Genomic DNA, 24,236 nt, shown 5'->3' on the forward strand with positions numbered 1-24,236 from the left:
CCTCACCCGGCGCAGCAGGAAAGCTGCTTCACATCCTTGTTGAAGGTCTGCGCCGCGAGCTTCAACCCTTCGACCATCGTCAGGTAGGGGAACAACTGGTCGGCCAGTTCCTGCACCGTCATCCGGTTGCGAATCGCCAGTGCGGCCGTCTGGATCAGTTCGCCCGCTTCCGGGGCCACTGCCTGCACGCCGATCAGTCGTCCGCTGCCTTCTTCAACCACCAGTTTGATGAAGCCGCGCGTGTCGAAGTTGGCGAGCGCGCGCGGCACGTTGTCCAGCGTTAGCGTGCGACTATCAGTTTTGATGCCGTCATGGTGCGCTTCCGCCTCGCTGTAACCTACGGTCGCCACTTGCGGGTCGGTGAACACCACGGCCGGCATCGCGGTCAGGTTCAGGGCCGCGTCACCGCCGGTCATGTTGATCGCGGCGCGAGTGCCGGCCGCTGCCGCCACATAGACGAACTGCGGCTGGTCGGTGCAGTCGCCTGCGGCGTAGATGTGTTCCACGCTTGTACGCATGCCGGGGTCGATGACGATAGCGCCTTGCGGGGTGAGCGTGACGCCCGTCGCATCCAGTGCCAGCTTGCGTGTGTTGGGCGCGCGGCCGGTGGCGACCAGCAGCTTGTCGGCGCGCAGTTCGCCGTGCGCCGTGGTGAGCACGAATTCGCCGTCCCCTTCACCATTGATATACGCGACCTGGCTGGCCTGGGTGTGTTCCCTCACCTCGATGCCCTCCATGCGGAATGCGGCCGTGACGGCTTCGCCTATAGCTGGGTCTTCGCGGAAGAACAGCGTGCTGCGAGCCAGGATCGTCACCTTCGCTCCGAGTCGGGCGAACGCCTGCGCCAGCTCCAGCGCCACCACTGATGAGCCAATCACGGCCAGGCGCTTAGGAATCGTCTCGCTGACCAGCGCTTCAGTGGAAGTCCAGTACGGAGTGTCTTTCAGGCCGGGAATCGGCGGCACGGCCGGGCTCGCGCCGGTGGCGATCAGGCAGCGGTCGAATGCCACCACGCGCTCGCCGCCGTCGTTGAGTTGCACGATCAGGTTGCGATTGTCCTTAAAGCGGGCGGAGCCGTGCAGCACAGTGATCGCCGGATTGCCCTCCAAGATGCCTTCGTACTTGGCGTGGCGCAGTTCATCGACGCGGGCCTGCTGCTGGGCCAGCAGCGCCGTGCGCTGGATGGTCGGCGTGGTAGCGGCGATGCCGCCATCGAACGGGCTTTCCCGGCGCAGATGGGCGATATGGGCGGCGCGGATCATGATCTTGGACGGCACACAACCGACATTGACGCAGGTGCCGCCGATGGTGCCGCGCTCGATCAGCGTGACACGTGCGCCTTGCTCGACGGCCTTCAGCGCCGCTGCCATCGCGGCCCCGCCGCTGCCGATGACGGCGATATGCAATGCGCCGCTGCTACCCGTCTTGTCGTTTCTGCCCAGCAGATCGCGCATCTTGTCGAGCAATCCGCCCGGCGTCGAAACTGAGGGGGCATCGGCCAGCGTGGCCCGATAACCGAGTCCAGCTACAGCGGCCGTCAGCGCGTCGGGTGACGTGCCGACCTCAATGGCGAGCTTGGCGCTGCCCTTGGCGTAGGAGACATCCGCTGATTGCACGCCGGGCACTTTCTCCAGGGCGTCCTTGACATGCACTGCGCACGAGTCGCAAGTCATGCCGGTGATTTTGAGAGTGCTCATACCATCGTTCCTTATTCGTGTGGGCCGCCGTGTCGCACGGTCAGCCGTCTTTCACAAGCGCTTGGCGGGGAGTTCGCAGCCGTCCGGTCCGCAACGGCGATGCGCCGGCGACACGAAGTCCCAGATCGACACCCCAATCATCAAGGCCAGGCCGACGTACATCAGGTTCGCCGTCCACCAGTTGCCGAGCAGCCAGACCGTGGCCGCAAACACGATGGCCGGGCCGATCATGCCGAGCAGACTGCGCAGCCATTGCCGATGACTGAACCAACCCAGCGCGTTCGCCAGGAAGGCCAGCGCGGCAAACAGCGGCAGCAGGCGGCTGATGAACAGTCCCTCGTACTGGCTCAAGAAGCCCAGCCCGATGGCCGCGCCGAAGCTGGCGAGGGCTGGAAAGCAGGCGGCGCAGCCCATCGCGGAAACGACGCTGCCGAGCGCGCCGGTTTTATCGGCAATGCGTGTCATCAGTCCCATGAAGCGGCTCTCGCTGTTGTCGTTGGCTTGCTGGCTCACTGCTTGACGCTGGACGGATAGCCGGCGTCTGCGGTGGCCTTGGTCAGCTTCTGTACGCTGGCCTTGGTGTCGTCAAAAGTGACGACGGCCTCGCGCTTCTCGAAGCCCACATCGACCTTGCTCACGCCTTCGACCTTGGAGAGCGCTTTCTTGACTGTGATCGGGCAGGCGGCGCAAGTCATGCCGGGAACCGCTAGCGTGACGGTCTGGGTAGCGGCCCACACCGGGGCAACAGCGGCGGCGAGGGCAAGGGAGGCAAACAGTTTCTTCATGATGAACTCCTGGTTAATAGAAAAATGGAACGACATAGGGAAATCCAAGCGCGACCAGGACCAGCACGGCCACGATCCAGAAAATCAGCTTGTAGGTGGCGCGCACCTGCGGAATCGCGCAGACCTCACCTGGCTTGCATGCCTGCACGGGCCGGTAAATCCGCTTCCAGGCGAAGAACAGCGCCACTAGCGCCGCGCCGATGAACAACGGTCGATAGGGTTCCAGCACCGTCAGGTTGCCGATCCAAGCACCGGAGAAGCCCAGGGCGACCAGTACTAGCGGCCCCAGGCAGCAGGTCGATGCAAGAATGGCGGCCAGCCCGCCGGCGAAGAGCGCACCGCGCCCGTTTTGTGGTTCAGACATACGTTGGCCCTTTTGAATTTGGATTGGATAGCGTAACCTTACTTCCGTACTCATGTACGGAGTCAAGCGATATGGAAAATAATTTGGAAAACCTGACCATTGGCGTTTTTGCCAAGGCGGCCGGGGTCAACGTGGAGACAATCCGCTTCTATCAGCGCAAGGGCCTGTTGCCGGAACCGGACAAGCCTTACGGCAGCATCCGCCGCTATGGGGAGGCGGACGTGGTTCGGGTGAAATTCGTGAAATCGGCACAGCGGCTGGGGTTCAGTCTGGACGAGATTGCCGAGCTGTTGCGGCTCGACGATGGCACCCACTGCGAGGAGGCCAGCAGCCTGGCCGAACACAAGCTCAAGGACGTGCGCGAGAAGATGGCCGACTTGGCGCGCATGGAAACCGTGCTGTCTGAACTCGTGTGCGCCTGCCATGCACGAAAGGGGAATGTTTCCTGCCCGTTGATCGCGTCACTACAGGGCGAAGCAGGCCTGGCAAGGTCAGCTATGCCTTAGCGTGCTTTATTTTCCGTTTTCTGAGGTGCCCCCGTTCGGGCCTGGGCGGCAACGCCACCCAGACCTCGGTGGAAGGCGTGTTCGCCGCCGGCGACGTGGCCGACCAGCACTACCGCCAGGCGATCACCTCGGCCGGCTTCGGCTGCATGGCCGCGCTGGATGCGGAGCGCTATCTGGATGCACTCAGAATTTCCGATCAACAGCAGCGTAAGAACGCCGCCTGAGTGCGGCGGCGCGAGGGAGCACAGATGGACAGCGTCGACGTGCTGATAGTCGGAGGTGGGCAGTCGGGTCTTTCGGCCGGCTATTTCCTGCGTCGCAGCGGGCTGTCCTATGTGATTCTCGATGCGGAAACATCGCCCGGCGGGGCATGGCAGCATGCCTGGCACTCGTTGCATCTGTTTTCCCCGGCGGGCTGGAGCTCGATTCCCGGGTGGCCCATGCCCGCCAGCCAGGGCCCCTACCCTGCGCGGGCGGAGGTGCTCGCTTACCTGGCGCAGTATGAACAGAAATATGCGCTTCCAATCATTCGCCCCATCCGCGTGCAACGAATCAGCCGCGCCGGCGGACGGCTGCGGGTGGAGGCCAGCGACGGTCGGCAATGGTTGGCCCGGGCGGTGATCAGCGCCACCGGAACATGGGGGAAACCCTACATGCCTGAGTACGAGGGGCTGGACTCCTTTGCGGGGATCCAGCTGCACTCTGCCCACTACAGTACCGCTGCGCCGTTCGCCGGAATGCGGGTGGCCATCATGGGCGGTGGCAATTCCGGTGCGCAGATTCTGGCCGAAGTATCGATGGTGGCTGAAACCACTTGGATCACCCAGCAGGAACCGGCGTTCCTGGCCGATGACGTCGACGGCCGCGTGCTGTTCGAACGCGCGACTGAGCGATGGAAGGCGCAGCAGGAAGGCCGGGAGCCTGACCTGCCACCAGGCGGTTTCGGCGACATCGTCATGGTGCCGCCGGTGCTCGATGCGCGCGCGCGGGGGGTGCTCGCCGCAGTCCCACCGCCGGCCCGCTTTTCCCCCACCGGCATGCAATGGACTGACGGCACCGAACGTGCGTTCGATGCAGTGATCTGGTGCACCGGCTTCCGCCCGGCGCTGTCGCACCTGAAGGGCCTGGACCTTGTAACCCCGCAGGGCCAGGTGGAGGTCGACGGCAGCGGCCTGCGCGCGTTGGCGGTGCCCTCGGTTTGGTTGTTGGGATACGGGGATTGGAACGGCATGGCCTCTGCCACGCTGATTGGGGTCACGCGTTACGCCCGCGAGGCGATGAGGCAGGTCACTGCCTATTGCGCAGACCACCAGGACAGGAGCTGACCCCTGTTGCCAACCGTGCCAGCTTGCTCCCCTCAACGTCCCGCTCCCGCGGGATTTTTTGTGAGCGACGTTGATCGATAACTGAATAGGTGTGTGTCATCACGGTGTCACATAGAGGGTCCACCATTTCGTCATGTCGACATATCTCGACATGTCGACATCTTGTGCAATTGGAGCACCGTGATGGCCCAGCCCCAACGCGTCTTGGATTTTGATTACTTCGAACGGCGCTCACTCAGCGCATCGATGTCGATCGACCATGCGCTGGATGCACTGTCGGCACTGAGCAACGGCGCACGTCTTGTGATCTTCCGCACGCTGGTGAACCACGAGCCGGAAGGACTGACCGCCGGTGTCCTGACCGACATGATGGGAATGCGGCACAACACCTTGTCTAACCATCTGGCCGTGCTGAGCCGAGGCGGATTGATCTGCGGCACCCGCGAAGGCCGCTTCGTGCGCTATCGCGCCTGCCTGGACGGCATGCATGGTTTGCTGGCCTTCCTGCTGGACGATTGCTGCGGCGGTCGTTCCGAGCTCTGTCTGCAGCCTCATCCCACCGATCCCGCCTGCGATTGCGTGGCGGAGGTCCCTGCCCCACCGCGGCCGCTCAAATAGTCGTGTACCGCCCGGCTGGGGAGTCGGGGGTACCTAACCATCGCACCCATGCTCAACTGAACCTCGGAGACTTACATGTACCTGCGCCTCACTTTGCTTGCCGCCGCAACGCTCAGCATCCTCGCCTGCTCGCCGTCTGGAACACCTGCTTCCACTGGCCAGGACAGTGCCGGGGCATCTGCAAAAGCCGGCGAGCTCACCGGCATGGTGAGCACGGACGGCTCATCGACCGTGTTTCCCGTCACCGAAGCGATGGCTGAAGAGTTCCAGAAAGAAAATGCCGGCATCAAAGTAACGGTCGGCATGTCAGGAACCGGCGGCGGCTTCAAGAAGTTCTGTCGCGGTGAAACCGACATCTCCAATGCGTCGCGCCCGATCAAGGGTGAGGAGAAGGAAGCCTGCAAGGCCGCTGGCGTAGAGTACATCGAGCTGCCAGTCGCGATGGACGCTCTGACAGTCGTGGTCAACCCACAGAACACCTGGGCCAATGACCTCACCGTCGACGAACTGAAGGCCATGTGGGTCCCTGAAGCACAGGGCAAGATCACCAACTGGAACCAGATCCGTCCGAGCTTCCCGGACAAGCCGCTGGTCCTCTACGGTGCAGGCACCGATTCGGGCACCTACGACTATTTCACCGCTGCCATCGTTGGCAAGGAGCACTCCAGTCGCGGCGACTACACGGCCTCGGAGGACGACAACGTGCTGGTGCAGGGAGTCTCGGGTGATGCCAATGCACTGGGGTTCTTCGGTCTGGCCTATTACGAAGAAAACGCCGACAAGCTCAAGGCAGTAGGCATCAAGACCAACGCCGCCGCCCAGGCGGTCGCGCCCAGTGTCGAAACCGCGCGCTCCGGCCAGTATCAGCCTCTGTCGCGCCCGATCTTCATCTACGTAAGCAAGAAGGCCGCCGAAACCAAGCCCGAAGTCGCGCGCTTTGTCGAGTTCTATCTGGACTCCAAGCACTCTGAGGGATTGGTGCAGGAGGTGGGCTACGTACCACTGCCGGAGAACGCGTTGGCCGCAATGCGCGAGCGCTTTGCAAAGCGAGAGATTGGCACCGGCTTCACTGGCTCGAAGATTGGCGTTTCCATCGACGAGCTGCTGAAAGAGAAGCTGGTTTACTGACAATCATGGTCGGCGCGCACAGCGATGTGCGCGCTGGCTGAGGCCGTCTGATGAAAAGTAGTGGTTCCTTCCTCGATGTGGGTCCTGTCCCGCTTCAGCCAAGCGACGCATTCCTGCGCCGCCGCCATGCCATCGACACAGGCATTCGCCTGGTACTGTTCGTCGCAGCGGCGCTATCAGTTCTGGTCACCTTCGGCATCCTCTACGTCCTACTCAGTGAGAGCTTGAAGTTCTTCACTCAGGTCTCCATCGTGGACTTCCTGACCGATACGCAGTGGACGCCCGTCTTCGAAGAGAAGCACTTCGGGATCATGACACTACTGTCGGGTACGCTGATGACCACGGCCATTGCCTTGGTTGTTGCCGTGCCTGCCGGCACGATTCTCGCATTGTATCTCAGCGAGTTCGCCAAGCCCAGGCTCCGTGAAGCGGTAAAGCCGTTCCTTGAGCTCATTGCAGGCGTACCAACGGTCGCTTTCGGGTACTTCGCTCTGCTGTTCTTGACGCCCATCTTTCAATCCTTCATCCCGGGTCTGGCGCGCTTCAACCTGCTCGTGTCTGGGGTGGTCATCGGCATCATGATCTTGCCCTACATCGTATCCATGAGCGAAGACGCCATGCGCGCCGTGCCTGATTCGCTGCGTGAGGGGGCATACGCACTGGGATTCACCCGCCTGCAGACCGGACTGAAGGTGGTGACGCCAGCTGCGCTCTCGGGCGTCACCGCCGCTTACCTGCTCGGAATGTCGCGGGCGGTCGGCGAGACTATGGTAGTGGCTATCGCTGCCGGCCAGCAGGCCAGGATCGCGACCAATCCGCTCGAGGGTGCAGCAACTATCACCTCATACATCGTGCAGTTGAGCATGGGCGATCTTCCACATGAGTCGATTGCCTATCAGACCATCTTCGCCGCCGGACTGACGCTTTTCGCACTTACGTTCAGTTTCAACCTCTTCGCCTTCTGGCTTCGCAAGCGCTACCGGGAGGCCTACTGATGCGCGACCACATCGAGCCCATGGGCCTTGACGATGCTGCAATTACACGGCGCGCACGAGTTTCAGACTTGTGCTTCACCGTGCTCGGGCTGCTGGTACTGTTCCTGACCCTGACCATTCTGATGGCGCTTGTAGCCGACTTCGTAGTCGACGGCGCGGCCAGACTCACTCCAGACTTTTTCACCAACTTCCCCTCTCGCCGACCTGAGTCGGCCGGTATTCTCTCGGCTTGGATCGGTACTTGCCTTGTTATGCTGGTGACCGGGGTTCTTGCCGTGCCGGTGGGGGTCGCCGCAGGCGTCTATCTTGAGGAATACGCCCCGAAGCACTGGGTCACCGACTTTATTGAGGTCAATGTCACCAACCTTGCTGGCGTTCCTTCGATTATCTTCGGACTGCTGGCGCTGGGGCTCTTCGTCCAGATGTTCGGGCTCGGCCAGACGATCCTGGTCGCGGGCATGACGCTTGCTCTGCTGATCCTGCCCATCATCATTGTCGCGACCCGCGAGTCACTGCGCGCCATTCCTCAAGACATCCGCGAGGCTGCTTTCGGGCTGGGGGCAGATCAGTGGCAGACCGTCAGCATCTTTCTGCTTCCCGCCGCGCGTCCGGGCATCCTGACCGGCGCCATCGTGGGCATGTCGCGGGCCATTGGCGAGACCGCGCCGATCATCACCATCGGCGCACTGACGTTCATTGCCTTCCTGCCGCCGTCACCAATCCAGGCATCTGCTCCCCTCATCAGTTTTGAATGGCTCAGCTCCCCCTTCACCGTGATGCCCATCCAGATGTTCAACTGGGTGTCGCGACCGCAGGCTGGCTTTCACGTGAATGCAGCCGCCGCCGGGCTGGTGCTGCTGGGCATGACCCTGCTGATGAACGGCTTTGCAATCTGGCTGCGTTACCGCCTTCGCCGCCGCTTGCGGTGATCCACGGAGACAACATGAATCACTCGACCATCTCAATTCCGGTTCCCGTGGCCGAACGCACCTCAACCCCCGCGCACGATGCGAAGGTGCGTGCTGAGGTCCGTGGGCTTGACTTCCATTACGACAAGTTCCACGCGCTGAAGGACATCAACCTGTCGATCGGCAGCAATCAGGTCACTGCGCTGATCGGCCCCTCGGGCTGCGGCAAAAGTACGCTACTGCGCTGCTTCAACCGGATGCATGACCTGTATCCGAACAACCGGTACTCCGGCGCGATTACCCTCATGCCGGAGAACCTGAATATCGTAGGGCCGGATGTGGACCCGATGCGCGTGAGGCTGCGCATTGGCATGGTTTTTCAGAAGCCAAATCCGTTCCCGAAATCAATCTTTGACAACGTGGTCTCAGGGATCATGATTCGCGGTGTGCGCAACAAATCAGTTGTCACTGAGCATGTCGAACGCGCATTGCGCGGAGCTGCGCTCTGGGATGAGGTGAAGGACAGGCTAGGTAAGTCAGCATTCGAGTTATCCGGCGGTCAGCAGCAGCGTCTGTGCATAGCCAGGGCGCTCGCGCCCAACCCCGAGATCATTCTCTTTGATGAACCCACATCTGCACTCGATCCCATTGCAACTGCGCGGATTGAAGAGCTGATCGACGAGTTGCGTGCGCAGTACACTATCGTCATTGTTACCCACAACATGCAGCAGGCTGCGCGGATTTCGGACAGGACGGCATTCATGCACATGGGACAGCTCATTGAGAGTGGCCCTACGGCGGAGTTTTTTACCAATCCGAAAGAGCAGAAGACCCACGAGTACATCACCGGCCGTTTCGGCTGAGGAGCAAAGGTCATGACCGACCATATTGTCCAGTCTTTCGATGTAGAGCTGCGGGGGCTTACTTCACACATCCTTGAGCTCGGCGTCCTTGCCGAACAGCAGCTTACGGATGCCGTCTGGTCGCTACGGCGTGGCAACGAGCAAATGGCCAAGGAAGTGGCAGAGCGTGAGGAGCGACTGAACCGGCTTGCGGCGCAGATTGATAGCGACGCTGTGAGCATGATCGCGCGTAGACAGCCGCTGGCGATCGACCTTCGCCATGTGATGGCGGCAATCCGAATTAGTTCAAACCTGGAGCGCGTGGGCGATCTTGCTTACAACATTGCCAAACGCTCGATGGCAATGAGCGAGGCTCCGATACCAGCAGAGCTTGCGGAGCCTATGCAGCGTATGGCCGAGCTCACGCTATTACAGCTGAAATCAGCGCGGGAGTCCTTTGCCACGATGGACATTCATTCGGCTTATCGCGTTTGGGAGGAAGATGCAGTAATTGACGCGATGCACACGATCTTGTTCAAGGATATCGTCCAATGCATGGCCGACGACCGCGCCTCTGCATTTGACTTAGCTCACCTCCTGTTTGTCGTGAAAAATATCGAGCGGGTTGGTGACCACGCAACCAACATAGCCGAGGACGTCGTATACATGGTTAGCGGAGCGTTACCCATCGGCAAACGCCCCAAGATGGATGAAAGCACCCTGCCCAGGGCGGGAAGTGACAACCTCGGCAACAGCTAAAAAACCCACTATCCCTGCATATTGGGCCGCTGCGCCCAACGGCGACGAGGTCGGAGAGCCGTTTTGTGACGACGGGACCACCTCCTTCCCCAGATTTCACGTTGCACCGTGCAACGGGTTATCTATCGCATGGTGTTGTGGCACCATGGAGGGATGGCGGTGACATATTACTTTCTTGATACCGAGTGGTCCGATGTATTGGGCGCTGAGTTGGTCAGCCTCGCGTTGGTCCGGGAGGATGGGGAGCAGGACTTTTACGCCGAACGTGCCGATCTTTCCGAAACGCCGACCGATTTTGTTCGCCAGGCCGTATACCCGCTGCTGACCCGCGGAAATGCGGCCATGTCGGATGCGGCTTTCACCACGGCGCTTCGTGCCTTTTTGGGGTCGGTTGCGACGCCAGCGGTGATGGCGGACTACCCAAACGACTTGCACCTCTTGCAGTACGCCTTGGATGGCTTTGAACTGCCTGACGAGCAGGCTGCAGCCTGCGGCCCAATTCCCACCCCCATCCTGACGCGCATGCTGAAGGACGGCCTCACGGGAATGCTGGTAGAAGATTGGTTCGCCGCACATCCGGAGCAAAACGCCAAGCGCCATCACGCGCTGGTGGATGCGCAGGCGTTGCGGATGGCGTGGCTGGTCGCTACCGATCGCCTGCCGCCGCCAGCATGGGCCAAGTCGTACCGGCGACTCAGGGTATAGAGGCTCTGCTGGCTTTGAAGCTATGAGCGAATTGGGTATGCTTGCGCCATGAGTCACATCTGCCAGCTCGACCACCGAATACCGGCGTGATCGCATTGATGGATCACGCCCCTGTTGCTCATGTTGGTCAGAGCGCCGGCCTTATACCCCGGTGAGAGCACGCGCCAGATGAGCGCGTACACGTCGGTTCGATTCCGACCAGGGGCACCACCGTCAACGACGGAAGAATGCTTCTACTTGCGCGCCATGGCAGCGCTTGTACTTGCTGCCGCTGCCACACAGGCACGGCGCATGCTCGCGGAGTCCCGCGCCGAGTGACTGGCCCAGGAAATCCCTCGCCTGTAGCAGGGGCTGGATTTCGTTGGCCGGGACGCTCACCTCTCCGTATTGAGATGCGCGCTCGCCGCGGCTCATCACCTGGACAATTGCTTCGGACATTTGGATGAAGTGCTTGATCAGCAGGTCATCGCGCAGCGGCATGCGGACATTGTCGATCGACACGCCCTCATAGCGCCTGCGCGGATCCGGCACGAAAAGAATGCGCCTCTCGCCTTCGGGCTTTGGCGTGATGTCGATCATTTCCCCTGCGGGGCTGACCCACACCGCGTGGAATTCTGCCTCGACCAGCACGTGCGGCCATTCCCATAGCTGCCATCCGCACAGCATCTGACCACCGTCGCGCGCGACCTTGGCCTGCACATTGGGGAAGCACTCGTGCACGATCGCATCGGCTTCTGGCTGCACAGGGAGATAGACCGGCTCTGCGCCGCGCACGACCGAATCGGTTAAGCGCCGCACCGCACGGGTGATTTCGGGGGGTGTGGTGGTGACTACGCTCATGGCAAAGCTCCTTGCGATCGTGGCGGATGTTCCGTTCCTAGGCTATGACCCCGGCGTCTCTTCCGATGAGATCCGCTTGGCTCCTTTGCCGCCGGCACTGGCTGGCTGCAGCTGGGCAAGCAGCGGCTCCAAGGTGCTCAGGCGCACAGTGGCGCGTAGGGTCTCCGCCTCGGCGTGCTCGCGTCGTTCGCGCTCCTGGACCAGCTCGGTCCGGGCTTGCGCGAGCTCTTGTCGAGTCACTTCCAAGGCCTGAGTGTCTTGGCTCCATCGCACCTGCAGCGCCTGGTATTCGGCCGCCGTCAGGCGCAGCGCATCGAGCTCGCCCTGCTGTGACTGGATGGTCTGGCGCAGCTGCGCCACCTCCCTTTCCAGGCGGGTGTGGCGCTCCAGCCACTGGCCATTTTCCCGGTTGAGCTGCACCAGGTCGTGGTTCTTGGCTGTCAATGCTTCGTTGGCCTGGCGCAGAGCGACCTGCAGTTCCTGCACCTGGTGCTCGTGCCGGCGTTGCTCCTGCTCGCGCTGGTCTTTGACCGATGTGCGGTAGTGCTCAAGGGCTTCCCTGGCATGCTCGTGCTTCTGCTCCAGGGAGCGTGCGTGGCTTTCGTGCTCTGCCAGCCGCGCCGTGAGGCCCTCAATGCGTTCCTGCAGTTGTGCCAGCTCGGTGGTGCGGCTGGCCACCTCGTCGCTGGCGGCTTCGCCCGCCTCGCGTTCTGTCTGCAGAGCTGTCTCGGTGCGCTGAAGCTGCGCGCTGAGATTGCCGGCCTCCTGCCGGGCCTGTTCCAAGGCTTGGGTGCGCTCGTGCAGCTCGGCCTGGAACCGTTCCTGTGCCTGCGCGACCATCGTTTCGGCCTCGGCATGCAGCCGCTCGGCCAGGCGAGCCACCAGGTCCTGCAGGGCGTCGCTGACCGCGATCTTGGCGCCCACGCCGTGCCCTTCCTCCTCTTCCAGTTCCTTCAAGTAGCGGTGGATGGTTGTTTTGGACCCGGTATTGCCCAGTGCCACGCGTACCGCGTCCACCGAGGGGTTCTTGCCTTCGGCCCGGAGACTGTCCCGGGCGCGTTGCACATCGCTTTTGTACAAGCCAGAACGCGCCATTCGCCCTCTCACGTGTATTTCGTAATGTATTACATACCATGTAATTACGTACTACTCAACGGCTGGACAAACCGAGCCGGGGACCTCGGCTTCAGGCGGGATAATATTGAATTATCCCGCGTGATACCCCGTTGGGCCCGTCAGACAGACGTCAAGCAGTACGAAACCACCATTCCGTGAACTTCCGGCATGTACCGCGCTTCCAAGCAAGCACTCGCAGAGCTATGCTCATTCGCAATGCTCTCTTCCTTGGCCCCTCTTACGCGTAACCAACGCCCGTGTGCTCGGGTGGTCGTGTTGCCCTGCGCGGGTCGCCGATGAAGCTGCGCGCGTTCCGGACCCGTTCGCTCCGTCTGCGCTTTGCTTGGCTGGCATTGCTGGCGCTGTTGTTCCAGCAAATCGCGCTGGCCGCCTATGCGTGTCCCGTCAGCGAAACGCCACTGGAACCGCGGATGGTCATGGCCGGTTGCGAAGGCATGGAAATGCCCGATCCGCAGGTACCGGCCCTGTGCGACCAGCATTGTCTGCGGGATCACGTCACCAGCCAAGACCTCAAAGCGCCACAGGTGCCGTCGCTCGGCCTGCCGCCGGTGCACTTCGCGTTGACCGCGGCCTTACTGCCGCCGGTTGAAGCCCAGTACTACGAAGACGTGCCCACCTGCCGGTCCGACCCGCCGCCGGCGCAGCGCTTCTGTAGCCTGCAGATCTAGACCCCCAACGTAACTCGTCCCCGCGCTGCCGGATCCGCCGGCGCGCTCGTCGTTGCGTGTTCGGAGGTCTCATGTCGTTTTCTTCCCCGCTGCACCACCGGTGCAGCATTTGCCGTTTGCGCGTCTGGGTGCTCGCTTTCGGCTTGTTTGCCGTCGCTCCTGCCTGGTCTGCTACGGCCAGCATCACATTCGATGACGCGGTACGCTTGGCGGCCGAGCGCGCCCCGATGCTCCAGGCGCGTCAGTCGCAGATTGCGGCCAGCCAGGAAGAAGCCGTCCGCGCGGCGGCCTTGCCCGACCCTAGGTTGACGCTGGGCGTCGCCAATCTACCGGTAACGGGCGCCGACGCGTTCGACGCCAGCGCCGACTTCATGACCATGAAGCAGATCGGCGTGATGCAAGACTTTCCGGCTCATGCCAAGCGTCAGGTACGCCAGGCGGTCGCCGACCGCACCGTCGAGCAGGCACAGGCGCTGTCGGTGGCCGAACGACTCGCCGTGCGACAGGCCGTGGCGCGAGCCTGGATCGCCCAGTGGGCGGCGCAACGAGAAGTCACGGCGTTGCAGGCCCTGCGCGAACCAACCGGCATAGCCGTTCGCTCCGCCAAGGCACGGCTCGCCGGCGGCACCGGTTCGGCGGTCGACGCGATGGCGACGCAAAACGCCGCGCTGGAAGTGGAAAACCGCATCGACGACGCCGAGGCGTCGTTGGAAGCCGCGCGTGCCAGCTTGGCACGCTGGTTGGGCGAAGAACCGATGGCGCTTCGCATCGAGGGCGCACCGCCCGAGCTGATGACGCTGCCGGTTGCCCCAGCCACGCTGGTGGCCTCGGTCGATCGACAAGGGCCACTTCTGCCTTGGCACTCCCGCGAGACCATCGCCGAAGCGCAAGTCGATGCTGCCATTGCCGAGAAGCGGCCGGACTGGAGCCTCGGCGTGACTTACGGGCAGCGCGAACGCACGCCCGAAGGCCTGCCACGCAGCGACATGCTGATGGTCGAGTTCGCGATCGATCTGCCGTTGTTCCCGCGCAACCGGCAGGACCGCGGCGTGGCCGCGCGGCGTGCCGAACTGGACACGGTGGCCGCCGAACGCGAGGACGCCCGTCGTGCACAGGCCGAGCGCGTGCGCATGACCCTGGCCGAATGGGAAGGACTCAAGCGGCAGGTGGCGCGCAAGGAAACCGAGTCGCTCCCGCTGGCCCGTGACCGCGCGAAGACCGCGCTGGCCGCCTACGCCGCCGGCGCCGACCTGCAACCGTGGCTCGAAGCGCGCCGCGACGAAATCGAACTGCACGTGATGCACGCCCGCCACCTGGGCGAACTCGGCCGCGCCTGGGCGGCGCTGGCCTATCTGCTGCCCGAAGAGGAACGCTCGCCATGACGTACACGATGAATCGAGTGGCGATGATCGCCGCAGCGGCCGCACTGCTGGTGGCCGGCCTCGCCGGTGGTTACTGGTGGGCCCAGCGCGGAAGCGACCACGACATGGCGATAGCCGATGCACCGGCGACCGCTGCTGGCGAGCGCAAAGCGCTGTACTGGTACGACCCGATGGTGCCAGACCAGCACTTCGACAAGCCGGGCAAGTCGCCCTTCATGGACATGCAACTGGTGCCGAAGTACGCCGACGAAGTGGCCGGCGGTGGCGTCAACATCGACCCGGGCCTGCGGCAGAGCGTGGGCATCCGCACCGAGGAAGTCGAGGTCGGCCGGTTGGCGGCGACGATGCGCGTGCCAGGCACGCTGGCCTGGGATCTTCGCCGGGAAGCCGTGGTTAGCGCGGTGACCGAAGGCCTGGTGAGCCGGGTGCAAGTCAAGGCCCCGTACACGAGGGTCGCACGGGGTCAGCCGCTGGCGGCGTTGCTGGCACCAGGATGGAGCAGTGCGCTGGCCGAAGCGCAGGCGCTGCGCCATGCGCAGTCCGCGTCGGCACGGGAACTGCAGTCGGCCGCGCAGCAACGGCTGCGCGTACTCGGCGTGCCCGGCGGCCTGGGCCGCGACGGCAGCGTGACCTTGAGCGCACCGCACGACGGCGTGGTCACCGAAGTGCTAGCCCGCGAAGGCCAGACGGTGATGCCCGGCACACCGCTGTTCCGCGTCAACGGCACGGCCACGCTGTGGCTGGAGGCGGCGATCCCGCAGGCCGATGCGGCGCGGTTGCGACCGGGCACGCCGGTCGAGGCGGTCGTCAGCGCATTTCCGGGGCAGACCTTCGCAGGCGAAGTCGAAACCCTGCTGCCGCAAGTCGACACGGCAAGCCGCACGCAGCAGGCCCGGATCGTGCTGCGCAATCCCGACGGCGCGCTGGCGCCGGGCATGTTTGCCGAGGTGACGGTGCAGCCCGAAGGCGGCGCACCGGTACCACTGGTGCCCACCGAAGCGCTGATCGCCACCGGCACGGACAGTCGGGTGATCGTGCAGGACGCCAAGGGCGGCTTCCAGCCGGTGCGCGTGCGCACCGGCCGCAGTGGCGGTGGCCGCACCGAAATCCTCGCCGGGCTCAAGGGCGGCGAGCGCGTGGTCGTGTCGGGCCAGTTCCTGATCGACTCGGAGGCCAGTTTGTCGGGATTGCTCGGACGTCTTGAAACGGCCAAGGCGCCCGAAGCCGCGGGCCAAGCGGTCCTGCACGAGACTGAGGCCACCGTCGAGTCCATCGCCGGCGGACAGATCACCCTCGACCACGGCCCGTTCGCGACGCTGAACATGCCGGGCATGACGATGGCTTTTCCGCTGGCCAATCCGGACGTGGCCAAGGACATCCAGACTGGCGACCGCGTACACGCCTTTGTCCGCTCCGACGCCAAGGGACTGACGGTGGAACGGCTTGAGCCGATCGGAGAACGCGCGGGAGATCAACCATGATCGCCCACCTGATCCGCGCCTCCATCGCCAACCGCGCCCTCGTGCTGATGGCGGCCGTGCTGCTGGCTGCCGCCGGCCTGTGGTCGGCGCTACACACACCGCTGGATGCGCTGCCCGACCTGTCCGACACCCAGGTCATCATCCGCACCCAATGGCCCGGCCAGACGCCCCGCATCGTCGAAGACCAGGTCACCTATCCACTGACCACGACGATGTTGTCGGTGCCCGGCGTCACCGCCGTGCGTGGGTTCTCGTTCTTCGGAGACTCCTACGTCTACATCCTGTTCGACGACGACACCGACTTGTACTGGGCGCGCTCGCGCGTACTGGAGTACCTGAGCCAGGTCCGCGATCAATTGCCTCCAGACGTCAGTCCGGCCCTTGGGCCCGACGCCACGGGCTTGGGCTGGATCTACGAGTACGCCTTGGTGGACCGCACCGGCCAGCATGACCTGGGCCAGTTGCGGGCGCTGCAGGACTGGTTCCTGCGCTACGAGTTGAAGACCGTGCCCGACGTGGCCGAGGTCGCCAGCGTCGGCGGCATGGTGCGCGCTTGGCAGATCGTGCCCGACCCGCAGGCACTGGCGGCCCGCGACCTCACCGTGGCGCAGGTGATCGCGGCGGTGGATGCGGCCAACGGTGCCACCGGCGGCTCGGTGATCGAACAGGGCGAGGCCGAACTGATGGTGCGCAGCGAGGGCTACCTGCGCAGCCGCGAGGATTTCGAGCGCGTCCCCCTCAGCAGCACCGCCGCCGGCGTGCCCGTCCTGCTGGGCGAAGTGGCCACCATCACCCGTGGCCCGACCTTCCGCCGCGGCATCGCCGAACTCGACGGCGAGGGCGAAGTCGCCGGTGGCGTGATCGTGCTGCGCACCGGTAAGGATGCGTTGAGCGCGATCGAGAACGTCAAGGCAAGACTGAAGCAGTTGCAAGCCAGCCTGCCGGAGGGCGTGGAGATCGTGCCGGTCTATGACCGCTCCGAGCTCATCCATGGGGCCGTACGCAATCTCACCCACAAGCTGGGCGAGGAGTTCCTGGTGGTGGCGCTGGTGTGCGCTCTGTTTCTTTGGCACCTGCGTTCGGCACTGGTCGCGGTGATCACGCTGCCGCTTGGCGTGCTGGCCGCGTTCATCGTGATGCGCTACCAGGGCATCACCGCGAACCTGCTGTCGTTGGGCGGCATCGCCATCGCGATTGGCGCGATGGTCGACGGTGCCGTGGTGATGATCGAGAACGCGCACAAGCATCTGGAGCATTGGCGCGAAACCAACGGTCGTGACCCGGAGGGCGAGGAACGCTGGGATCTGATGGCCGCGTCGGCCATCGAGGTCGGTCCGGCACTGTTCGCAAGCCTGCTGGTGATCACCTTGTCGTTCGTGCCGGTGTTCGCGCTGCAGTCGCAGGAGGGCCGGCTGTTCTCCCCGCTGGCCTACACCAAGACCTATGCGATGGCGGCGGCGGCCGGTTTGTCGGTGACCCTGATCCCGGTGCTGATGGGTTACCTGATCCGCGGCCACATCCGTCCCGAGCAGGCCAACCCCGTCAATCGCGTGCTGATCGCCGGCTACCGGCCGGTGCTGGACTGGGTCCTGCGGCACCCGCGCCTGACGCTGGGTTTGAGCGGATTGTTGCTGCTGCTCACTGCCGTTCCCTATGCGCGCATCGGCAGCGAGTTCATGCCGCCGCTCGACGAGGGCACGTTGTTGTACATGCCCACAGCGCTGCCGGGGTTGTCGGCGGGAAAGTCCGGTCAGTTGCTGCAGCTTTCCGACCGCATGATCAAGACCGTGCCCGAGGTCGCGCACGTGTTCGGCAAGGCCGGCCGTGCCGATACCGCAACCGACCCGGCGCCGATCGAGATGTTCGAGACCACGGTGACGTTCAAGCCGCGCGATCAATGGCGGCCTGGCATGACCATGGACAAGTTGCGTGCTGAACTTGATGCGGCGGTGAAGGTGCCGGGTCTGACGAACCTGTGGGTGCCACCGATCCGCAACCGCATTGACATGCTTGCCACCGGCATCAAGAGCCCGATCGGGATCAAGGTGTCGGGGCCGGACACCCGGGTTATCGAGCAGATCAGCAGCGAACTTGAACGCCTCGCGAGAACGGTGCCCGGTGTGAGTTCCGCGTTGGCCGAGCGCGTGACCGGCGGTCGCTATGTTGATGTCAGCATCCGTCCGGAAGTCGCAGCCCGCTACGGCTTGAGCCAGGCGGATCTGCAGCAGCTCATCGCCACGGTCGTCGGTGGCGATCCCATCGGCGAGACCATCGAGGGCCGCGAGCGCTATCCCATTGTGCTGCGCTACCCCCGCGGGCAACGCGATTCGCTGGCGGCGCTAGCGCAATTGCCACTGGTGGCTCCAGGTGGCGTGGAACTCTCGCTGGGGCAAGTGGCCGATCTGACGCTGACGCCCGGACCGCCGATGCTCAAGAGCGAGAACGGACGTCTGGTCGGTTACATCTTCGTCGATGTCGCCGGCCGGGATCTCGGTTCGGTGGTGAAGGACCTGCAGCAGCGCACCGCCAAGGACATCACCTTGCCGCCGGGTTATGGCATTGCATGGTCGGGCCAGTACGAATACCTGGCGCGGGCGCTGGCTCGGTTGCAGTGGGTCGTGCCGGCCGCTCTGGCGATCATCTTTCTGCTCATCTACCTGGTGTTCCGCCGCTTCAGCGAGGCAGCCATCATTCTGCTGAGCGTGCCGCTGGCGCTGGTCGGCGGGCTGTGGCTGATCTGGGGACTCGGCCACGCGATGTCGATCGCAACCATGATCGGTTTCATCGCGTTGGGCGGCGTCGCCGCCGAGTTCGGCGTGATCATGCTGCTGTACCTGCGCCACGCTTGGGAGCGGCGCCTCGCTGCGGGCGAACCGGAGACTCTCGCCACGCTGGAGGCGGCCATCCGCGAAGGCGCGGTGCTGCGCGTGCGACCCAAGGCCATGACCGTCGCCGTGATCCTCGCCGGCCTGCTGCCCTTGTTCATCGGTGGCGGTGCCGGGTCGGAAGTCATGCAACGCATCGCCGCGCCGATGATCGGCGGGATGGTCACCGCGCCATTGCTGTCGATGCTGGTGATTCCGGCCGCGTATCGCCTGCTGCGTGGTCGCACTTTGTCACGAACCACGCCCGCGGCACCGCCGCCAGATGCCGCGACGTGTCAAAGACCACATTGAAATTGCTTTTATAACGGTGGCGGCAGGCCGACTGCGTTGCCGTCGCATGACTCTGCAGTCACCCTTCAATAATCGAGGTAAGAACAGATGAAACTGATGCCCTTCGCGTCCACCCTGGCGATACTGCTGCTGGCAGCATGCTCGCAGGCACCCAGCAATGACGATGCGACCACCCATGGCTCCGCTGCGACGGCTGACAACATGGCTATGTCGGCCACAGAACATGCACAGATGGCTGATCGGGAAAAACCCGCTTCGCCCGAGAGGGCTAAAAACGCTTCAGCCGCCGGCACGGTGGAGTCCGTCGACATTGCTGCCGGCAAGATCACCATCGCCCATGGCCCGGTAGAGGCACTGCACTGGCCGGCTATGACGATGGGCTTCACGGCATCGCCCGAGCTGATCGCTCCGGTGGAGGTCGGACAGAAAGTGCAGTTCGATTTCGAGGCGCGAGGCATGACGGCCAGGATCACCCGAATCGCTCCTGCACAGTAGCTGGGTCTGCGGGATATCCGAGGAGCGGCGGTGTCGCCCTCGGACCAGAACTGCGTCGGCCACTAACTGGCTTCACCTGGAAGCTGACCTCGCGAAAATGGCGAAGGAGCGGCGCTATGTCGAGACAGGCTCGCCGTGGACGGTGTTGCCATCGGCCACGGGCGACCTTCCTCAGCTCCGCCGAGTAGAGGCGGAGGGTCCGCCACCTCATTTTGATTCTACAAGAATAGTTGTATAGTGCAGTTATGAAAGATGACTTTGCTGTCTCAGCGCTGTCTGCCCTTGCGCATTCCGACCGCCTAGCCGCATTCAGGATGCTCGTGCGCGCAGGCCCCAATGGCATGCCGTCGGGCGAGATCGCCGAAGCGCTTGGGATTGCGCCACCGCGCATGAGCTTTCACCTTGCGACCCTGGAGCGGGCGAGCCTTCTGCGCTCTTGGCGCGACGGGCGGCGCGTCCTGTACGCGGCCAGCTACGAGGACATGCGCCAGCTTCTTGAATTCCTCACTGAGGACTGCTGTTCCGGGAATCCGGACATCTGCGGCGCCCTCAATAACCTCGTCACTCCTTGTACCGCGGAGACCTGCGCATGAGCTTTCCTCAGCCCTTTAACGTCCTGTTCCTATGCACCGGTAATTCAGCCCGCTCGATCCTGGCCGAGAGCGTCCTTCGCAAGATCGGCGATGGCCGTTTCAATGCGTTCTCCGCGGGCAGCCACCCCAAGGGGGAGGTCCACCCTCTGGCAATCGAGACGCTGCGTCAGGCCGACTACCCAGTCGAGGGCCTGCGCTCCAAGGCGTGGGACGAGTTCGGAGTGCCGGATGCCCCGCGCATGGATTTCGTGTTCACCGTCTGCGACCAAGCCGCCGGCGAGGCCTGCCCGTTCTGGCCAGGACAGCCGGTTACCGGGCACTGGGGCATCGAGGACCCTAGCCACGAAACGCGCGGGGACATGTGGCAGCGCGCTGCCTTCCGGCAGGCGTTGGTGTACATGGAGAACCGCATCAAGGCGTTCGTCGCGCTACCGATCCACACGCTGTCGCGGGCGGCCTTGACGGCGCAGGTAAGCGACATCGGGCAGTTCGAGGGCGCCACGTCGCCCCGACCCGACCCGACGTGGCTTGAGGGATCATCATGACGCTGACGATCTACCATAACCCGGCCTGCGGCACGTCTCGGAATACCCTTGAAATGATGCGCCAGTCTGGTGAAGACCCGGTGGTCATCGAGTACCTGCAGGCGCCGCCCACGCGCGAGAAGCTGGTCGAGCTGCTCGCCGCGATGGGCATGTCCCCTCGTGAGCTCCTGCGCCAGAAGGGAACACCGTACGCTGAGCTGGGCTTGGATAATCCCGCGCTCACCAACGAACAACTGGTGGACGCGATGATGGCGCACCCGATCCTGATCAACCGTCCCATCGTTGTTTCCGACCGGGGCGTGGCGCTGTGCCGACCGTCCGAAAAGGTGCTCGCGCTGCTCGACAACCCGGTGTCCTCCTTCACCAAGGAAGACGGCGAAATCGTGACCGCAGCCGGGGCGTCGACGTGATTGATCGCATTGCCGTAGATCTGCCGAGCATCGACGCAACGCAACTTGCACCGATCGACGTTGACGCACTAGCTGGGCCCGGCGAGCCAAGGCACCCACCGCGGATCCTCATCCTCTATGGATCGCTGCGGGAACGCTCTTATTCCCGGCTGCTGGCAGAAGAAGCCGGCCGACTCTTGCGCTGGTATGGCTGCGAGGTGCGAATCTTCGATCCGCATGACTTGCCACTGCCTGACGGAGCCACCCCGGATCATCCGAAGGTGGGTGAGTTGCGCGAGCTCGCGTACTGGTCCGAAGGCATGGTTTGGGTCAGCCCGGAACGCCACGGCGCCATGACCGGGATCATGAAGGCACAGATCGATTGGATTCCTCTGGCCGACGGCGCCAAGCGCCCAACACAAGGCAAAACCTTGGCGGTGATGCAGGTGTCCGGCGGCTCGCAGAGCTTCAACGCGGTAAACCAGCTGCGCGTCCTCGGCCGGTGGATGCGTATGGTCACCATCCCGAACCAGTCCTCGGTGGCCAAGGCATTCCAGGAATTTGATGAGGCCGGACGCATGAAGCCATCTGCGTACTATCAGCGAGTTGCTGACGTGTGCGAGGAGTTGGTGAAGTTCACTTGGCTCGTGCGTGGTCGCTCTGTGTATCTGACCGATCGCTATTCCGAGCGCGTTGAGAGCGCCGAAGAACTGTCCAAGCGCGTGAATCAGCGCTCCATCTAACCTTTGTCGGAGCGCGGCATGCTTGCCCTCGCGATATTCATCGTCACCCTTGTATTCGTCATCTGGCAGCCGCGCGGATTCGGTATCGGTTGGTCGGCACTCGCCGGCGCCGCAGTAGCGTTGGCCACCGGCGTCGTCGGGTGGGGTGACGTCGCCACGGTGTGGGGGATTGTCTGGGATGCGACGTTCACTTTCGTCGCACTCATCATCATCTCGCTCATCCTAGACGCAGCCGGCTTCTTCGAATGGGCTGCCCTGCATGTGGCCCGCTGGGGCGGCGGCAATGGCCGGAAGCTCTTCCCGCTGGTCGTCTTGCTGGGCGCTGCGATCGCGGCAGTATTCGCCAACGATGGCGCTGCACTCCTGCTGACGCCGATTGTTCTTGCCATTCTGCTGCGCTTGAACTTCCCGCCTGCAAGTGCGCTGGCGTTCACTGTGGCTTGCGGCTTCATTGCTGATACGGCCAGCCTGCCGCTCGTTGTCTCGAACTTGGTCAACATCGTCACCGCGAACTTCTTTGACGTCTCATTTGGACGCTACGCAGCGGTCATGGTGCCGGTGAATTTGGTGTCGGTCGGTGCCACGCTGATCGTCCTGTGGCTCTGGTTCCGCCGCGACATTCCGCGCACTTACCCGCTCCACGATCTTGAAGCGCCGCATGAGGCGATCCGCGACAAGGCAGTCTTTCGCGCCGCCTTGCCCCTTCTTGCATCGTTGCTCGTTGCGTACTTCGTAACCGGGCCGCTCGGCGTCCCCATCGCCTTGGTGACGGGTGCGGCTGCGCTGGTGCTGGTGGCAATTGCAGGTCGCTGGGCGAGAGGCGGCCGAGGCGCCACCATGGCCCTGACCAAGATTCTGCGCGGCGCGCCTTGGCAGATCGTGCTGTTCTCGGTTGGCATGTATCTTGTGGTTTATGGGCTTGGCAACGCCTGGCTGACAAAGGTGGCAAGTGCGGTGCTTGAGTGGCTGGCAGCGCAGGGAACCTTTGTGGCCACGATCGGTACCGGCTTCGCGGTGGCGGGTCTCGCATCGATCATGAACAACATGCCGGCAACCCTGGTGGGCGCGCTGGCCATCGACGGGGCCAATCTTCCGGCCGCCACCCGCGAAATGATGATCTATGCCAACGTCGTGGGCAACGACCTTGGCCCCAAGCTCACTCCGATTGGGTCGCTCGCGACCCTGCTGTGGCTGCACGTCCTTGCCGGCAAGGGCCAACGGATTACGTGGGGGCAGTACATGAAGGTGGGGCTGATCCTCACGCCCCCCGTCCTGTTGGCCACGCTCATCGCGCTCTGGATCTGGCTGCCGCTCGCGCAATGACCGCGTGGACGCAAGGCCGCCGTCAGTGATCACAATTTCTTCAGGGGTGCTGCGGTGGGTGGCGGCGGCACCGGTCCCGGGTCGTTGAAGCACAGCATGACCTGATCGATGCCGAATTGGTCGGCAAGCACCCGCGCGGTCACCGCGTGCACCAGGTCCAGGTCGACCGAGGGCGCCGCGACAGTGATGGTGGCCGCGATCGCACGACCGTGCTCTTTGGCGGGGACCAGGCGCAGGTCATCGACCGCTTTCACGCCCGGGTCGGTAAACATCGCCGCACGCACCTGTTCCAGGTTGATCTCGTTCATGGTGTCGAAGATTCCAAAGCAGTGCCACCGGCGCGGGGAGCTCGGTCGCGATGCAGCCAACGATAGAGCACCGGCAGCACCAATAAGGTCAATGCGGTGGATGAGACGATACCGCCGATGACGACAGTGGCCAGCGGCCGCTGCACTTCCGAGCCAGCACCGACATTCAAGGCCATGGGTAGGAAGCCCAGGGAGGCCACCAGGGCGGTCATCAGCACCGGCCGCAGGCGTCCAAGGGCGCCGTCGCGCACAGCCTCGTCCAGCGGATCGCCCTGTTCGCGCAGACGGCGGATGAAGGCGATCATGACCAGCCCGTTGAGTACGGCCACGCCCGACAGCGCGATGAAGCCCACGCCGGCCGAGATCGACAGCGGAATCCCGCGCAAGGCCAGTGCCAGTACACCGCCGGTCAGCGCCAGTGGCACGCCACTGAACACGATGGTCGCATCCTTGGCCGAACCGAAGGCCATGAACAGCAGAGCAAAGATCAACGCCAGTGTCACCGGAACGACCACGCCCAGGCG

At 63.6% G+C, this 24,236-nt stretch carries 27 protein-coding genes, 1 tRNA gene and 1 pseudogene; 21 read left to right on the forward strand and 8 right to left on the reverse strand.

Translation table 11 applies throughout. The features are described 5' to 3' along the window. Nucleotides 1-2: 2 nt before the first annotated feature. From merA to C0R07_RS18340, 4 genes are read right to left on the reverse strand one after another with little or no spacing between them, the layout of a single operon-like run. Nucleotides 3-1,697, reverse strand: coding sequence for a mercury(II) reductase (gene merA / locus C0R07_RS18325; protein WP_000105636.1), 1,695 nt, complete (start codon nt 1,695-1,697; stop codon nt 3-5). 51 nt (nt 1,698-1,748) lie between these two features. Further along, on the reverse strand, nt 1,749-2,210 hold the full coding sequence (gene merC, locus C0R07_RS18330) for an organomercurial transporter MerC (RefSeq protein WP_000082530.1): 462 nt from the start codon (nt 2,208-2,210) through the stop codon (nt 1,749-1,751). Continuing rightward, nucleotides 2,207-2,482, reverse strand: coding sequence for a mercury resistance system periplasmic binding protein MerP (gene merP / locus C0R07_RS18335; protein WP_000732292.1), 276 nt, complete (start codon nt 2,480-2,482; stop codon nt 2,207-2,209). Before merP ends, merC begins: the two co-directional genes overlap by 4 nt. Nucleotides 2,483-2,495: 13 nt before the next feature. Further along, a complete protein-coding gene (locus tag C0R07_RS18340) occupies nt 2,496-2,846 on the reverse strand; it encodes a mercuric transport protein MerT (protein ID WP_001294663.1) in 351 nt (116 codons plus the stop codon). Nucleotides 2,847-2,917: 71 nt separating this feature from the next. Here C0R07_RS18340 and merR point away from each other — a divergent pair, with 71 nt between their 5' ends. The 11 genes and pseudogenes from merR to C0R07_RS18395 all read left to right on the forward strand — a co-directional run bounded on the left by merR (nt 2,918) and on the right by C0R07_RS18395 (nt 10,842). Next, nucleotides 2,918-3,352, forward strand: a complete 435-nt coding sequence (merR, locus tag C0R07_RS18345) for an Hg(II)-responsive transcriptional regulator (protein ID WP_005303925.1) — start codon at nt 2,918-2,920, stop codon at nt 3,350-3,352. Nucleotides 3,353-3,384: 32 nt separating this feature from the next. Then, a pseudogene (locus tag C0R07_RS18350) lies at nt 3,385-3,576 on the forward strand (thioredoxin-disulfide reductase); the annotation flags it as partial. A gap of 24 nt (nt 3,577-3,600) precedes the next feature. Next, entirely contained in the window at nt 3,601-4,677 is a 1,077-nt protein-coding gene (locus tag C0R07_RS18355; protein WP_046982949.1) for an ArsO family NAD(P)H-dependent flavin-containing monooxygenase, read from the forward strand. A 183-nt stretch (nt 4,678-4,860) separates the two neighbouring features. Beyond that, a complete protein-coding gene (locus tag C0R07_RS18360) occupies nt 4,861-5,295 on the forward strand; it encodes an ArsR/SmtB family transcription factor (RefSeq protein ID WP_019184704.1) in 435 nt (144 codons plus the stop codon). Nucleotides 5,296-5,370: 75 nt separating this feature from the next. Further along, a complete protein-coding gene (locus C0R07_RS18365; protein WP_046982950.1) occupies nt 5,371-6,423 on the forward strand; it encodes a PstS family phosphate ABC transporter substrate-binding protein in 1,053 nt (350 codons plus the stop codon). A gap of 50 nt (nt 6,424-6,473) precedes the next feature. Further along, the gene (pstC, locus tag C0R07_RS18370) at nt 6,474-7,418 is read left to right on the forward strand and encodes a phosphate ABC transporter permease subunit PstC (RefSeq protein WP_174704372.1); all 945 of its coding nucleotides are present in this window, start codon (nt 6,474-6,476) and stop codon (nt 7,416-7,418) included. After that, a complete protein-coding gene (pstA, locus tag C0R07_RS18375; protein ID WP_102789622.1) occupies nt 7,418-8,347 on the forward strand; it encodes a phosphate ABC transporter permease PstA in 930 nt (309 codons plus the stop codon). Before pstC ends, pstA begins: the two co-directional genes overlap by 1 nt. A gap of 14 nt (nt 8,348-8,361) precedes the next feature. Beyond that, nucleotides 8,362-9,189 carry a phosphate ABC transporter ATP-binding protein PstB gene (pstB, locus tag C0R07_RS18380; protein WP_239496569.1) on the forward strand — a complete coding sequence of 276 codons (828 nt, stop codon included), beginning with the start codon at nt 8,362-8,364 and terminating at the stop codon, nt 9,187-9,189. Between the two features lie 12 nt (nt 9,190-9,201). Further along, entirely contained in the window at nt 9,202-9,927 is a 726-nt protein-coding gene (gene phoU, locus C0R07_RS18385) for a phosphate signaling complex protein PhoU (RefSeq protein ID WP_049446666.1), read from the forward strand. Between the two features lie 153 nt (nt 9,928-10,080). Further along, entirely contained in the window at nt 10,081-10,632 is a 552-nt protein-coding gene (locus C0R07_RS18390) for a 3'-5' exoribonuclease (RefSeq protein ID WP_046982952.1), read from the forward strand. Between the two features lie 107 nt (nt 10,633-10,739). Next, nucleotides 10,740-10,842: transfer RNA gene (locus C0R07_RS18395), tRNA-Ile, on the forward strand. A gap of 3 nt (nt 10,843-10,845) precedes the next feature. Here the strand turns inward: C0R07_RS18395 and C0R07_RS18400 are convergent. Both C0R07_RS18400 and C0R07_RS18405 read right to left on the reverse strand, forming a co-directional pair. Further along, on the reverse strand, nt 10,846-11,472 hold the full coding sequence (locus C0R07_RS18400; protein ID WP_102789623.1) for an SEC-C domain-containing protein: 627 nt from the start codon (nt 11,470-11,472) through the stop codon (nt 10,846-10,848). A gap of 42 nt (nt 11,473-11,514) precedes the next feature. Further along, on the reverse strand, nt 11,515-12,567 hold the full coding sequence (locus C0R07_RS18405) for a DNA-binding protein (RefSeq protein ID WP_102789624.1): 1,053 nt from the start codon (nt 12,565-12,567) through the stop codon (nt 11,515-11,517). 317 nt (nt 12,568-12,884) lie between these two features. Here C0R07_RS18405 and C0R07_RS18410 point away from each other — a divergent pair, with 317 nt between their 5' ends. From C0R07_RS18410 to C0R07_RS18455, 10 genes are all read left to right on the forward strand, one after another. Beyond that, nucleotides 12,885-13,277: a hypothetical protein gene (locus C0R07_RS18410; RefSeq protein ID WP_102789625.1), complete on the forward strand. Its 393-nt coding sequence runs from the start codon at nt 12,885-12,887 to the stop codon at nt 13,275-13,277. Nucleotides 13,278-13,348: 71 nt separating this feature from the next. Beyond that, the gene (locus tag C0R07_RS18415; RefSeq protein WP_102789626.1) at nt 13,349-14,659 is read left to right on the forward strand and encodes a TolC family protein; all 1,311 of its coding nucleotides are present in this window, start codon (nt 13,349-13,351) and stop codon (nt 14,657-14,659) included. Then, nucleotides 14,656-16,140, forward strand: a complete 1,485-nt coding sequence (locus tag C0R07_RS18420) for an efflux RND transporter periplasmic adaptor subunit (RefSeq protein WP_167390410.1) — start codon at nt 14,656-14,658, stop codon at nt 16,138-16,140. Before C0R07_RS18415 ends, C0R07_RS18420 begins: the two co-directional genes overlap by 4 nt. Continuing rightward, complete coding sequence (locus tag C0R07_RS18425; protein WP_102789627.1) at nt 16,137-19,316, forward strand: efflux RND transporter permease subunit; 3,180 nt, start codon at nt 16,137-16,139, stop codon at nt 19,314-19,316. The genes C0R07_RS18420 and C0R07_RS18425 overlap by 4 nt, the downstream gene beginning before the upstream one ends. A gap of 87 nt (nt 19,317-19,403) precedes the next feature. Continuing rightward, entirely contained in the window at nt 19,404-19,811 is a 408-nt protein-coding gene (locus C0R07_RS20185) for a copper-binding protein (RefSeq protein WP_246333236.1), read from the forward strand. A gap of 245 nt (nt 19,812-20,056) precedes the next feature. After that, entirely contained in the window at nt 20,057-20,404 is a 348-nt protein-coding gene (locus C0R07_RS18435) for an ArsR/SmtB family transcription factor (RefSeq protein ID WP_102789628.1), read from the forward strand. Next, complete coding sequence (locus tag C0R07_RS18440) at nt 20,401-20,949, forward strand: arsenate reductase ArsC (RefSeq protein ID WP_102789629.1); 549 nt, start codon at nt 20,401-20,403, stop codon at nt 20,947-20,949. The genes C0R07_RS18435 and C0R07_RS18440 overlap by 4 nt, the downstream gene beginning before the upstream one ends. After that, nucleotides 20,946-21,359, forward strand: coding sequence for an arsenate reductase (glutaredoxin) (arsC, locus tag C0R07_RS18445; RefSeq protein ID WP_102789630.1), 414 nt, complete (start codon nt 20,946-20,948; stop codon nt 21,357-21,359). The genes C0R07_RS18440 and arsC overlap by 4 nt, the downstream gene beginning before the upstream one ends. Continuing rightward, a complete protein-coding gene (gene arsH / locus C0R07_RS18450; protein ID WP_102789631.1) occupies nt 21,356-22,081 on the forward strand; it encodes an arsenical resistance protein ArsH in 726 nt (241 codons plus the stop codon). Before arsC ends, arsH begins: the two co-directional genes overlap by 4 nt. Nucleotides 22,082-22,099: 18 nt before the next feature. Further along, a complete protein-coding gene (locus C0R07_RS18455; RefSeq protein WP_102789632.1) occupies nt 22,100-23,404 on the forward strand; it encodes an arsenic transporter in 1,305 nt (434 codons plus the stop codon). Between the two features lie 29 nt (nt 23,405-23,433). Here C0R07_RS18455 and C0R07_RS18460 read toward each other — a convergent pair whose 3' ends face one another. Both C0R07_RS18460 and C0R07_RS18465 read right to left on the reverse strand, forming a co-directional pair. Further along, nucleotides 23,434-23,712, reverse strand: coding sequence for a hypothetical protein (locus C0R07_RS18460; RefSeq protein ID WP_074052285.1), 279 nt, complete (start codon nt 23,710-23,712; stop codon nt 23,434-23,436). After that, nucleotides 23,709-24,236 (reverse strand): efflux RND transporter permease subunit (locus tag C0R07_RS18465; RefSeq protein WP_174704373.1); only part of this gene is annotated, 528 nt, incomplete at its 5' end. The genes C0R07_RS18460 and C0R07_RS18465, both read right to left, overlap by 4 nt.

It is taken from the genome of Stenotrophomonas bentonitica (assembly GCF_002887735.1).
GTDB lineage: Bacteria > Pseudomonadota > Gammaproteobacteria > Xanthomonadales > Xanthomonadaceae > Stenotrophomonas > Stenotrophomonas bentonitica_A.

What these genes read in the sequence shown, in the direction of transcription:
- C0R07_RS20185 (WP_246333236.1), top strand. Translation starts at nt 19,404, where the DNA reads ATGAAACTGATGCCCTTCGCGTCCACCCTGGCGATACTGCTGCTGGCA.
- arsC (WP_102789630.1), top strand. Translation starts at nt 20,946, where the DNA reads ATGACGCTGACGATCTACCATAACCCGGCCTGCGGCACGTCTCGGAAT.
- C0R07_RS18440 (WP_102789629.1), top strand. Translation starts at nt 20,401, where the DNA reads ATGAGCTTTCCTCAGCCCTTTAACGTCCTGTTCCTATGCACCGGTAAT.
- C0R07_RS18405 (WP_102789624.1), bottom strand. Translation starts at nt 12,567, where the DNA reads ATGGCGCGTTCTGGCTTGTACAAAAGCGATGTGCAACGCGCCCGGGAC.
- C0R07_RS18365 (WP_046982950.1), top strand. Translation starts at nt 5,371, where the DNA reads ATGTACCTGCGCCTCACTTTGCTTGCCGCCGCAACGCTCAGCATCCTC.
- C0R07_RS18425 (WP_102789627.1), top strand. Translation starts at nt 16,137, where the DNA reads ATGATCGCCCACCTGATCCGCGCCTCCATCGCCAACCGCGCCCTCGTG.
- C0R07_RS18415 (WP_102789626.1), top strand. Translation starts at nt 13,349, where the DNA reads ATGTCGTTTTCTTCCCCGCTGCACCACCGGTGCAGCATTTGCCGTTTG.
- merR (WP_005303925.1), top strand. Translation starts at nt 2,918, where the DNA reads ATGGAAAATAATTTGGAAAACCTGACCATTGGCGTTTTTGCCAAGGCG.
- merA (WP_000105636.1), bottom strand. Translation starts at nt 1,697, where the DNA reads ATGAGCACTCTCAAAATCACCGGCATGACTTGCGACTCGTGCGCAGTG.
- C0R07_RS18435 (WP_102789628.1), top strand. Translation starts at nt 20,057, where the DNA reads ATGAAAGATGACTTTGCTGTCTCAGCGCTGTCTGCCCTTGCGCATTCC.
- pstA (WP_102789622.1), top strand. Translation starts at nt 7,418, where the DNA reads ATGCGCGACCACATCGAGCCCATGGGCCTTGACGATGCTGCAATTACA.
- C0R07_RS18460 (WP_074052285.1), bottom strand. Translation starts at nt 23,712, where the DNA reads ATGAACGAGATCAACCTGGAACAGGTGCGTGCGGCGATGTTTACCGAC.
- C0R07_RS18360 (WP_019184704.1), top strand. Translation starts at nt 4,861, where the DNA reads ATGGCCCAGCCCCAACGCGTCTTGGATTTTGATTACTTCGAACGGCGC.
- C0R07_RS18455 (WP_102789632.1), top strand. Translation starts at nt 22,100, where the DNA reads ATGCTTGCCCTCGCGATATTCATCGTCACCCTTGTATTCGTCATCTGG.
- pstC (WP_174704372.1), top strand. Translation starts at nt 6,474, where the DNA reads ATGAAAAGTAGTGGTTCCTTCCTCGATGTGGGTCCTGTCCCGCTTCAG.
- phoU (WP_049446666.1), top strand. Translation starts at nt 9,202, where the DNA reads ATGACCGACCATATTGTCCAGTCTTTCGATGTAGAGCTGCGGGGGCTT.
- pstB (WP_239496569.1), top strand. Translation starts at nt 8,362, where the DNA reads ATGAATCACTCGACCATCTCAATTCCGGTTCCCGTGGCCGAACGCACC.
- merP (WP_000732292.1), bottom strand. Translation starts at nt 2,482, where the DNA reads ATGAAGAAACTGTTTGCCTCCCTTGCCCTCGCCGCCGCTGTTGCCCCG.
- C0R07_RS18410 (WP_102789625.1), top strand. Translation starts at nt 12,885, where the DNA reads ATGAAGCTGCGCGCGTTCCGGACCCGTTCGCTCCGTCTGCGCTTTGCT.
- C0R07_RS18340 (WP_001294663.1), bottom strand. Translation starts at nt 2,846, where the DNA reads ATGTCTGAACCACAAAACGGGCGCGGTGCGCTCTTCGCCGGCGGGCTG.
- C0R07_RS18420 (WP_167390410.1), top strand. Translation starts at nt 14,656, where the DNA reads ATGACGTACACGATGAATCGAGTGGCGATGATCGCCGCAGCGGCCGCA.
- C0R07_RS18400 (WP_102789623.1), bottom strand. Translation starts at nt 11,472, where the DNA reads ATGAGCGTAGTCACCACCACACCCCCCGAAATCACCCGTGCGGTGCGG.
- C0R07_RS18390 (WP_046982952.1), top strand. Translation starts at nt 10,081, where the DNA reads ATGGCGGTGACATATTACTTTCTTGATACCGAGTGGTCCGATGTATTG.
- C0R07_RS18355 (WP_046982949.1), top strand. Translation starts at nt 3,601, where the DNA reads ATGGACAGCGTCGACGTGCTGATAGTCGGAGGTGGGCAGTCGGGTCTT.